Origin of the sequence: Histidinibacterium lentulum, assembly GCF_003789055.1 — a bacterium.
Classification (GTDB): domain Bacteria; phylum Pseudomonadota; class Alphaproteobacteria; order Rhodobacterales; family Rhodobacteraceae; genus Oceanicola; species Oceanicola lentulus.
On the sequence record NZ_ML119099.1, the window covers coordinates 1 to 5467 of the forward strand.

4 protein-coding genes are annotated in these 5467 nt (G+C 74.1%); all 4 read left to right on the plus strand.

The features are described from left to right. Position 1: 1 nt before the first annotated feature. Positions 2-1000 (plus strand): alpha-ketoacid dehydrogenase subunit beta, encoded by a 999-nt coding sequence (locus EAT49_RS20880; RefSeq protein ID WP_123644207.1) that lies wholly within the window; start codon positions 2-4, stop codon positions 998-1000. Beyond that, a complete protein-coding gene (locus tag EAT49_RS20885; RefSeq protein ID WP_123644208.1) occupies positions 990-2342 on the plus strand; it encodes a biotin/lipoyl-containing protein in 1353 nt (450 codons plus the stop codon). Before EAT49_RS20880 ends, EAT49_RS20885 begins: the two co-directional genes overlap by 11 nt. 439 nt (positions 2343-2781) lie before the next feature. Beyond that, on the plus strand, positions 2782-4239 hold the full coding sequence (locus EAT49_RS20890; RefSeq protein WP_123644209.1) for an NAD-dependent succinate-semialdehyde dehydrogenase: 1458 nt from the start codon (positions 2782-2784) through the stop codon (positions 4237-4239). A 330-nt stretch (positions 4240-4569) separates the two neighbouring features. Then, a partial coding sequence (locus tag EAT49_RS20895) for a 2-oxo acid dehydrogenase subunit E2 (protein WP_123644210.1) occupies positions 4570-5467 on the plus strand: 898 nt, incomplete at its 3' end.

Consider the following 5467-nt stretch of genomic DNA (forward strand, 5'->3'; position numbering starts at 1 on the left):
GATGACCCGCCAGATCACGCTCTCGAAAGCCGTCAACGAGGCGCTCGCCGAGGAGATGCGGCGCGACCCGACCGTCTTCATCATCGGCGAGGACGTGGCCGAGGCGGGCACGCCCTTCAAGGTGCTCGCAGGGCTCGTGGAGGAGTTCGGCACCGACCGCGTCATCGACACGCCGATCTCCGAGCCGGGCTTCGTGGGGATGGCCGTGGGTGCGGCCATGACCGGCGCGCGGCCCGTGGTGGACCTGATGTTCGGCGATTTCCTCTATCTCGTCATGGACCAGCTCTGCAACCAGGCGGCGAAGACCCATTACATGTCGGGCGGCAAGCTCACGGTGCCCATGGTGCTCCGGACCAATCTCGGGGCCACCCGGCGGTCGGCGGCGCAGCACAGCCAGTCGCTCCATGCCCTCGTGGCGCATATCCCCGGCCTGAAGGTGGCGCTGCCCTCCTCGGCCTATGAGGCCAAGGGCCTGATGAAGACCGCGATCCGGGACGACAACCCGGTGGTGATCTTCGAGGACAAGCTCATGTACCAGGACAAGGCGGAGGTCCCCGAGGAGGAGTACCTGATCCCCTTCGGCGAGGCCTGCATCAAGCGCGAGGGCCGCGACATCACGCTGATCGCCACCTCGTCGATGGTGCAGGTGGCCCTGGCCGCCGCCGAGACCCTCGCCGCGGAGGGCATCTCCGCCGAGGTGATCGACCCGCGCACCATCGTGCCGCTCGACGAGGCCACGCTGATATCGTCGGTCAGGAAGACCTCCCGCGCCATCGTCATCGACGAGGGCCACCGCAACTACGGCATCACCGGCGAGATCGCGAGCCGCCTCACGGAGAAGGCCTTCTACCATCTCGACGCGCCGGTGCTGCGGATGGGGGCGATGGACGTGCCGGTGCCGTTCTCCCCCGCGCTCGAGGACCTGACCGTGCCGACGCCCGGGACGGTCGCCGAGGCCGCGCGCCGGCTCTGCCGGGGGGAGGCCATGGATGCCGCTTGACGTGATCATGCCGGCGCTCGGGATGGCCCAGGACACGGGCCATCTCGTGGCCTGGAAGAAGAAGCCCGGCGACAGGGTCGCGGCGGGCGACGTGCTCTTCGAGGTGGAGACCGACAAGTCGGTGATGGAGGTCGAGGCCCAGGGCGAAGGCTGGCTCGTGGACGTGGCCGCCGAGGAAGGCTCGGACGTGCCCGTGGGCCGGGTCATCGCGCGCATCGCCGACAGCCCCGGGGAGAGCGGCGCGGCAGAGGCGCAGGCGAGCGCCCCCGCCCCTGATGCCGGGGCAGAGGCCCCCGCCCCCGCCCCGGACACCCCCGCCCTGCCCGAGGGCCGCGCGGTGATCATGCCGGTGCTCGGCATGGCCCAGGACGCGGGCCTCCTCGTGGCCTGGAGCGTGGAGCCCGGCGCCCGGGTCGAGGCCGGGGACACGCTCTTCGAGGTCGAGACCGACAAGTCGGTGATGGAGGTGCCCGCGGAGGCCGCGGGGTACCTTGCCGCCACGCTCGCCGCGGCGGGCGAGGAGGTCCCCACGGGCGAGGTCATCGCGATCCTGACCGAGACCGCGCCGGAGGCCCCGGTCACCCGCACCCGCGCCGAGGGCGCGGCGCCCGCGCCCGCGACGCCGCCTGCGAAGGCGGAGGAGCCCGCCCCCGCGACGCCGCCCGCAAGGGCGGAGGAGCGCGCCAGGCCCGTCAGCCCCCCCGCGCCCGCGCCGGAGACGGGTGGCCGGCTGCTCGCCTCGCCGAAGCTGCGCCGCCTCGCGCACGAGGAAGGCCTCGACCTCGCGCTCCTGCGCCAGGCCGGCGTGCCCGAGCCCTGGCATGTCCGCGATCTCGAGCGGCTGCGCGCACTGGCCGCCGAGGCCGCCACGGCCCCCGCCGCAGCCCCGGCCCCTGCCACAGCCGGCCTGCGCCTCGTGGCGACCCTCTCCGAAGACAGCCTCGCCGGGACCCTCGCCTGGGCCGCCGAGCGCGCGGATCTCGCCCCCGAAGCGGTGCTCGCGGGCCTCGCCGGGGCCGCCCTCGGCCTGCCCGCCACGGTGGCCGTGGAGACGCTGCACGCCCGCAGCCTCTGGCACGTGCCCTCGCGCCGGCTCACCGCGGTGACCGCCGCCGGGGAGGACGCCACGCCGAGCCTCGTCCTGCGCGATCTCACCGCCAGCCGCCTTACCGAGATCGCCGCCGGGCCCGAACCCGCCCCGGTGCTGACCTTGACCCGCGGCCCCGCGGGCCTCACCCTGACCCTCGAGGCCGCCCCCGGCGCGCTGGCGCCCCTCGCCGCGGCCCGGCTCCTCGACGGCCTCGCCGGCCGGCTCGAGGACCCGCTGCGCCACCTGTTCTGACGAGGACCCCGCCCATGGGACGCCCTGCCCCCGCGCCCGACACGCCCCCGCCTCCCGCGGGCGGGCGCACGGCGTCCGGACGCAGGCCGGACCTCTGGCCGGGCCGTAGGCCGGGCTTGAGCCCGGCACCCACCCCGCACGACCAGCCCGCGCCGCGGCCGCTCCTGGGCGGGCGCCTCGATACGCCCGGGCGAGGCACTTTATCCCGCCACCCCGCCGCACATCCGGTCTGCAAGGGTCCTCCCCATGCGACCGCCCCCGGGGAGGGGCGGCCGCGGCGCGGGCTGGTCGCCCGCGCACCCGAAGCGGAACTGTCCCTCGCCCCGGGACCCCGCCCCACCCCGCGCACGTTCCGCCCCATGACCCCCGATCCCCTCGCCCCGGCGCCCGGCCTCCGCGCCCGCGCCCCAGCCTTCACCCCCAGCCCGGGAGACACCCCATGACCAAGGCCGATATCCGCTTCGACGCGCTGCAGTCCGACCTCTGGATCGGCGGCCAGTGGCGGCCCGCCGCCGACGGCGCCCGCTTCGACGTGATGAACCCCCATGACGAGACCACGCTGGCCTCCGTCGCCTCCGCCACGCTCGACGATGCCGACGCCGCCCTCGACGCCGCCGAGGCCGCCATGGCCGACTGGGCGGCGAAGACCCCGCGCCACCGCTCGGAGGTGCTGCGCCGGGCGTATCACCTGATGACCGAGAGGCTCGACGACATCGCCCGCCTCATCACCCTCGAGAACGGCAAGGCCGGCACCGACGCGCGCGGCGAGGCCGCCTATGCCGCCGAGTTCTTCCGCTGGTTCGCCGAGGAAGCCGTGCGCGTCCCCGGCCATCTCGGCCGCGGCCCCGCCTCGGGCGCGCGCATCCTCGTCCAGCACAAGCCCGCGGGCCTCGCCGTGCTCGTCACGCCCTGGAACTACCCCGCCGCCATGGGCACCCGGAAGATCGCCCCCGCGCTCGCCGCGGGCTGCGGCGTCATCATCAAGCCCGCCTCCGAGACGCCGCTCACCATGCTGGCGCTCATGCCCATCCTCGAGGAGGCCGGCGTGCCCCCGGGCCTCGTCAACGTGCTGCCCTCGCGCCGCACCGGGGCGCTCGTCGATCATCTCCTCCACGATCCGCGGGTGCGCGTCGTCTCCTTCACCGGCTCCACCGGGGTGGGCCGCACGCTCCTGAAGTCGGCCGCCGACCAGGTGCTCACCCCCGCCATGGAACTGGGCGGCAATGCGCCCCTCATCGTCTTCGAGGACGCCGATCTGGACACGGCGGTCGAGGGCGCGCTTCTCGCGAAGATGCGCAACCTCGGCGAGGCCTGCACCGCGGCCAACCGCTTCTATGTCCACGAGGCGATCCACGACGCCTTCGTCGAGGCCTTCGCCGCCCGCATGACGGGCCTGAAGGTCGGCAACGGGCTCGAGGAGGGGGTGGACGTGGGCCCGCTCGTCAACGCCTCGACCCGCGACAAGGTCGCGGGCTTCGTCGCCGACGCGCTGGAGAAGGGCGCGCGCCTCGTCTGCGGCGGAAAGGCCCCCGAGGGCAAGGGCTTCCACTATCCGCCCACCGTGCTCGCGGACGTGCCCGAGACCGCCGACTGCGTGCGCGACGAGATCTTCGGCCCCGTCGCCGCGATCCAGCGCTTCTCGGACGAGGCCGATGTCATCGCCCGGGCCAACGACACGGAATACGGCCTCGTCGCCTATGTCTTCACCGCCGACATCAGGCGGGGTCTGCGCGTCTGCGAGGCGCTCGACTACGGCATGGTCGGCCTCAACCGCGGCCTCGTGTCGGACCCCGCCGCCCCCTTCGGCGGCACCAAGCAGTCCGGCCTCGGCCGCGAGGGCGGCACCGAGGGCATGCTCGAGTTCATGGAAACGCAATACATCTCGACGGAATGGTGAGGCGGGATGGACCAGGGCAGGCCAGGGGCGTCCCGTGCAGGGTGGGTCTTGAACCCACCTGCCCCGGCCCGACAGCGACCGGCCCGCGACGTGGACGCCCCTGGGTGGGCGCCTCGAAACGCCCGAGCGGGGCACTTTATCGCGTCGTCCCGCCGAACATCCGTTCTGCGCGGGACGTCACCCATGCGCCCGCCCCCGGGGAGGGGCGGCCGCGGCGCGGGCTGGTCGCCCACGCAACCCTCGAATGACTGTGTCGCCCCCACCCGCAGGCCGGGCTTCAGCCCGGCGCACCCCATCCGCCCCTGACCAGATGACCACCGGAGTGACCCCATGACCGAGATCGCCGCCGCCCCCTCCGTCCGCAAGCGCGCCGCCGAGATGGGGATCGACCTCGAGGCCCTCGCCCGCAGGACCGGCCGCAGCGCCTTCACCGCCGACGACCTCGCCGACGGCGCCGCCGCCGAAGCCCCCGCCGCCGCGCCGCAGGCCGCCCCCGCCCATGCCGCCTTCTGGGACGTCGACCACGCCGCCCATGGCCCCGTCCGGACCGAGCCCCTCTCGCGCATCGACCGGGCCGCCGCCCTGAACCTCGGCGCCGCCAATGCCACGATCCCCCAGGTCACCCACCACGACCGCGCCCGCGTCGACGCGCTCGAGGAGCTGCGCGCCCGCGCCGCCCCCGAGGCCAGGGCCCGCGGCCTCAGGCTCACGCCGCTGGCCTTCCATGTCCTCGCGCTCGCCCGCGCCCTCGCCGCATACCCCCGCGTGAACGCCTCCCTCTCCCCCGACGGCCAGAGCCTGATCCTGAAGGACTACATCCACATCGCCATCGCCGTGGACACCCCCCACGGCCTCATGGTCCCCGTCATCCGGAACGCGGACCAGAAGGGCCTCTGGGACATCGCCGCCGACATCGAGACCCTCGCCGCCCGCGCCCGCGACCGCAAGCTCGGACCCGGGGACCAGGGCGGCGCCTCCATCACCATCTCGTCGCTCGGCAAGACCGGCGGCACCGCCTTCACCCCCCTCGTCAACCCGCCGGAACTCGCCATCCTCGGCCTCTCGGCAACCCGGACGGACCCCCTCTGGACCGGCGAGACATGGGAACCCGCCCGAATGCTCCCCCTCTCCCTCTCCTACGACCACAGAGCCATCAACGGAGCCCTCGCCGCAAACCTCGCAACACACATCAAATCCCTCATCGAAAACCCAAAAGACATGATGCTGT